The sequence below is a fragment of the Microvirga tunisiensis genome, assembly GCF_009296175.1.
Classification (GTDB): Bacteria; Pseudomonadota; Alphaproteobacteria; order Rhizobiales; family Beijerinckiaceae; genus Microvirga; species Microvirga tunisiensis.
Window position 1 is genome coordinate 1 of sequence record NZ_VOSK01000413.1, and the last position, 4,829, is coordinate 4,829.

Consider the following 4,829-nt stretch of genomic DNA (forward strand, 5'->3'; position numbering starts at 1 on the left):
TGCAGACCTTCCTCGATGCAATCCCGTTAGCGAAGGAGAAGATGATCGCCGCTTGAAAACATCATCGGACAGATGAGCCCGACCAACTCTCGGACGCCAAATGTCAGATCAAGTTCCAGCTACTACAAGTGAACCCATGCGGCTTCTGGCAATCGCAACCCTGCTCAGCCACGTCTTCAGTTCGTCTGTGGTCTCTGCCGCTGAGAGAGTGCCGCCAGCAGACTTAGAAGCATCCTCATCAAAAGCACTAACAGCCGATGAACGCGCCGCAACCTCAGATGCCATCCGAAGAAAAGCTGAGGAACGCACAGAGGCCCTTCATCGCAAGATGCAAAAACCTACACGGAGCATTTGTATTGACTGCTAGTCTGCCCGTAAATGTTGACCATCGTTGACAGAGGCTGGTGTGGAGGCGCAGCCGAGCGACCGGGAAACTCAAGCTCCATCAGCATCATACAAGGTGTTCATCTACAAGGGATATTCGATGTAGACCTCACGGGCTGCGCGACAGCCCTCAATAACCTTCGTGTAGATGATCTTTGCTCCTTGGGTTCCAGAGAGTATGAGCCAACTCTTCCCTTCAGCCTTATAGGTCACGCGGTCCAAGTCCTTCTGCTTGAGCAACCACGTTTTGTATTGTTGGAAGGTGTCTGTAACAACGTAAGGCCCGTAGCTCCCGGAGATCCATAGTCCTGCCCCATCGTCAGCTTTGAACGTTTGGCCATCCCGTTGGCAGGCAGAGGCTCAACAAGCTTGAACAGGTGTCTTGGCACCTCCGCGACCGTCCCAAACCGCTCGTTCGTATACCGCTCCCACCCGTTGCCGCGAGGTGTCCATTTGTCGGCAGCAAAGACTGGGCTGGAAAGAAAGAGAGCCGCAATGAGCGCCAGCGTACCTGTGCTAAGTCCGCTTCGGCGATGCCATAGGATACTCATCGACAGGTATACTCCCTTCCTCGGGCAATCTCTGAATAGGATGCCGTAGCGACAAGCTTCCATCATCTAGCTGCTGATATTGGGTAAGCACTCGGTGTATCTTTCAATTGCCCACATTTTGGGTTGAGCGGCAGTGCTTGCCTGACTGGCACGAAGCGTGACTCCTTGGTGGGGACCTCCTCATCTGTGAGAGGTGTCCCATGGACAGGGTTCTGTCTCGGCTTTCCTGTGATCTTGCTGATCCCTGCGTGCCAGCCCCGCGCCGGACCGTCTGCTATCCGTCATGGCAAGGCCGCAAGGGAGCCGGACCATGATGAAGGCACACCTCCCTGTCGCTCAGGAGATGGGACCGACGCCACCTCCTGGGTCGAGCGGGAACTCGCCGGTTGTCGCTTCCAGGACAGACGTCTTGGCCAGCGCCTGCGTAAGCTGCTGACTCAGATGGCCGGTGCCGTCGGCGGCAGCCTTCCGCTGGCCTGCCAGGACTGGGCCAATACCAAAGCGGCCTACCGCTTCCTGTCCAATCCCAAAGTCTCCGAGCACGCGATCCTTCAGGGCCATTTCCAAGCCACCCGGACCCGTTTTGTCCGGGGCGGCGGATGGGCCTGCTTCCTCAGCGGGTGCGGTAAGTACACCTACAGTGTATATGCACCTGAGCAGGGTTCCACGGCGACTGCTCACACGCGGCTTAACCCTTCTGCAATCTTCGTTCAAACTCGAACACAGTCATGCCTGATGGCGGAACCCGGCTTAAGCTGCGTCAATTGACCTTGCATAACTGGGTATAAGCTGCGTGTCGGCGATCTTTGCACGTCTGGGTCAGCATCAGTGTGAGACCCGGCGACGGAGCGGTTAATGCCGTCACAAAGTGGAGGAACGCCATGAAAAAGTATGTGTTCAAGATCGGTCAGGTCGTACAGGCTAGCGGAACCTCGCCGAAGCTTCCGCGTGGTCATCTCAGGGTCCTTCGCCATCTCATGCCGACACCGTCCGGGGTTCCACGGTATTGCGTAAAGAGCGAAACCGAAACGACCGAGCGTGTGGCGGAGCAGGACCAAATAGAGCCTGTTGTGCGATAACCCTGAAAAGCAAAGCTTAGAGCAAAGGGTTAGGCCGAAGGCTGGCTTTTTCCCGACCTTCGTTGATCCTTCTGATGAACTTAAGAGTCTGACGGTGTAATCCTCCCATCAGGCTCTCTTATTTTGACCTTTACCTGACCGCTAAAGCGGAGCTTAGTGCTTTTCGGCTGATTGAGTTGGTTGAAGGATAAATCGGTCTGTCAGGAAGCTAATGATCCGAGCGATCTGGTCTCTTGGCAGGGTAAATCCAACTGGCCCAAACTTCGGGTGATAGAACGCGAGCAAGGCACCTGCGGGAGGAAACGCCCGGATATGCCACTTTGTGTTGGCAGCAGTGGAGATTGTCACATCGTCGCTCTCAAAGTCTGGGGGTGATTGCCCTTCGACCATTCTGCTTCTTGCATTGCCAAGTTCGCCAATCAGTTTATCAAGCTCGTCAAGCGCAAGCACGAGACGCTGTGGTGTTTGCCCAAGAGGCGCAATCTCTATTGCCGTTACCTTCCTGTCCTGAGCGACTTGGATCGTCATTTCAACATCAGGCATGGCCCTAATCCCTACTGGGCTTTGTGACTCTAACCTAACGTGTACCGACCGCTTTTTGATGCCGTCTGGAACGCCAATGCTAATCCACAGTCATCCACAGCCTCTATTGCAGTGCAGGACCCATCCCATCGACAGCCCCGTTGATCGCATGAGACGTTCTCATTTCGTTCTGGGTGAGTCGGGCATGAGCAGCAGCAGTTGCAAGCTTACGGTTGAGCAGGTTCTTGAGGTGCGACTCTGCTACATAGCTGGAGAGCGGGAATGGGCAAAGCTGGCCAAGAAGTTCGGAGTGAGCCGTGAGGCTATCAAGGCTGCTGCTGTAGGGCTGACCTTCAAGGAACTGCCGATGCCACCCACGAGGGTCGTGAACAAGCGACCATTCCCCTATGGGTAGCCTCTTCTGGAGAGGACAAGAGGGAGGAACCGGGCGGCACTAACTCAGTTAACACAGGTTATTTTCGGCTGGGGAAGACCATTGTTGAAGCAGTTAGTCCGTTTCACGGAAGATCCAGGTTCAATCATTGATCTGGGGCTTGTCACCACGGCGATAACAGCAGCCAGTGTCGCGCTTCTGATTTGTGCTGAATTACCTTAGCCGGAATTGATGGAACCCTGAGGGACCTAAGGGAGCGATGCAGAGTTGTCTCTGTGCCTAGGCTCTCTTCATCCTCGTGCCCCAGCCAAGGCAGACTGACGCGAATCTTCATGGTCCCCTGAGAGAACCCCAAGTTCCCCTGCTTGGGGTTCTTTCTTTGTGGGGAGGTGACCGTCACAGACAGGCTTTGTTAGTCGGATGGGGTGCCAGTACCTGCCAGCGCGAAATCGCTGCTGATGACATGACAGTGACATTGGAAATACCTCTGCAGGAACAAGGAGGGGATGACCACGTGTTGCCCCTCCGCATGAAGTGTACTGGAACCGTCGAAGCTCCATTCTGTTAGCAGATAGGATGTATGTGCTGAAATACTCGATCAGGAGCGAGGTACATGGTAGTTGCTTACGCGTTTTTATCTATCATCGGCGGACTGATTACAGCCTTCTTGTTTGGCCAGAATAATCTGATGGTTGGATTGCTCGCTGCACCGCTTGGGGGTAGCTTGTTAGTTGCTGTTGCCGCGCCGCTGTATACCTTAGCCAGTTCCTCATTACGCAAAGCAAGTTCCTCAACACGCGAAGCAAGCCCCGTTCCTTCTGGAGTGGTCTGGTGCTAGATCCATCGGAGCCGTATTTTCCCCCACCACTTCGACCGCTACTGAGAAACCAAAGGCGAGGACCCTGACTATCCCCCCGTGACTATCTTCTTCATGGTCCTCTAAGAGAGCCCCAAGTCCCCTCGCTTGGGGTTCTTTCTTTTGGGGAGGGTGCTGCCACTGACAGGCATTTAGTGTCACCCGAGTTGCGAGGGTCCCAGCCTCAAGATCCCAGCCAGTGAAATCAGGGAGCGACAGGAAAGAGGCATCCTGAAGCAAAGAAGCCCCACCAATGAAGGCAGGGCTGGTAGCCAAGGACTGGGACCGAGGGAGGGCAGAAGGGTGTTGCTCAGCTGACGCCGAAGGGTGAGGAGATGGTCAGCCGCTTGCGGGAGACGGTTGGCGTCACTGGCCGTACTGAGGGGCGTGTTTAGATCTGACCTTACTGAGGATTGGATCAAACCGTCTCAGTTCAGCCCCCAAATGAACAGTAAATGAACAGAAAAAGCGGTACTTCCACACAATTCATGCTCAGGAACAGCCCAATACTTCGGACGTTACCTCCCAAATGAACCTTTGTTGGAGGGACGTGTGATTAGAAATTTATTCTGCACAACAGCCGCTAGCCTCATTCTCGCGGGAGCGAGCGTCGGCTTAAGCGTACCCGCTCAGGCCCAAATGGGGGTTGAGATTGGTCCTGGTGGTGTTCGCACCTATGAGGAACGCCCACGGGTCGAGCGTAGGGTTATTGAGCGACGCGGCCCTGCTCGCCGTGTGGTGGTTGAGGATGATGACGATGAGGTTTGCGAGACCCGTACCCGCCGAGTGCGTGAGGGTGGGGTTTGGCGGACCCGTCGTGTTACGGTGTCAAGCGACACCGAGATTTACGAGATAAGGCGACATCCAGTTTTACGACGGCTCAAGCGTGAGCCCGCTGGAGAGCCTCCTCCAGATCCCGCAGGCGATAGCTGCGCCCCTTGATGTTGAGAACATGCGCTCGGTGCAGCAGGCGGTCGAGGATGGCCGTGGCCAGCACCTCGTCGCCGGCCAGCAGCTCGGTCCACTCCCGGATGCTCTTGTTC

4 protein-coding genes and 1 pseudogene are annotated in these 4,829 nt (G+C 55.5%); 3 read left to right on the top strand and 2 right to left on the bottom strand.

Features of this window, described 5'->3' with window-relative positions; translation table 11 throughout:
* Positions 1 to 1,163: 1,163 nt before the first annotated feature.
* On the top strand, positions 1,164 to 1,703 hold the full coding sequence (locus FS320_RS38055) for an IS4/Tn5 family transposase DNA-binding protein (RefSeq protein WP_342211968.1): 540 nt from the start codon (positions 1,164 to 1,166) through the stop codon (positions 1,701 to 1,703).
* A 464-nt stretch (positions 1,704 to 2,167) separates the two neighbouring features.
* Here FS320_RS38055 and FS320_RS38060 read toward each other — a convergent pair whose 3' ends face one another.
* Positions 2,168 to 2,557, bottom strand: a complete 390-nt coding sequence (locus FS320_RS38060) for a hypothetical protein (protein WP_152717466.1) — start codon at positions 2,555 to 2,557, stop codon at positions 2,168 to 2,170.
* A 184-nt stretch (positions 2,558 to 2,741) separates the two neighbouring features.
* Between FS320_RS38060 and FS320_RS38065 the strand changes: the two genes are divergently transcribed.
* Both FS320_RS38065 and FS320_RS38070 read left to right on the top strand, forming a co-directional pair.
* The gene (locus FS320_RS38065) at positions 2,742 to 2,951 is read left to right on the top strand and encodes a hypothetical protein (RefSeq protein ID WP_152717467.1); all 210 of its coding nucleotides are present in this window, start codon (positions 2,742 to 2,744) and stop codon (positions 2,949 to 2,951) included.
* A gap of 592 nt (positions 2,952 to 3,543) precedes the next feature.
* Positions 3,544 to 3,768 carry a hypothetical protein gene (locus FS320_RS38070; RefSeq protein ID WP_152717468.1) on the top strand — a complete coding sequence of 75 codons (225 nt, stop codon included), beginning with the start codon at positions 3,544 to 3,546 and terminating at the stop codon, positions 3,766 to 3,768.
* A 919-nt stretch (positions 3,769 to 4,687) separates the two neighbouring features.
* Here FS320_RS38070 and FS320_RS38075 read toward each other — a convergent pair.
* Positions 4,688 to 4,829 (bottom strand): annotated as a pseudogene (locus tag FS320_RS38075) (ATP-binding protein); the annotation flags it as partial.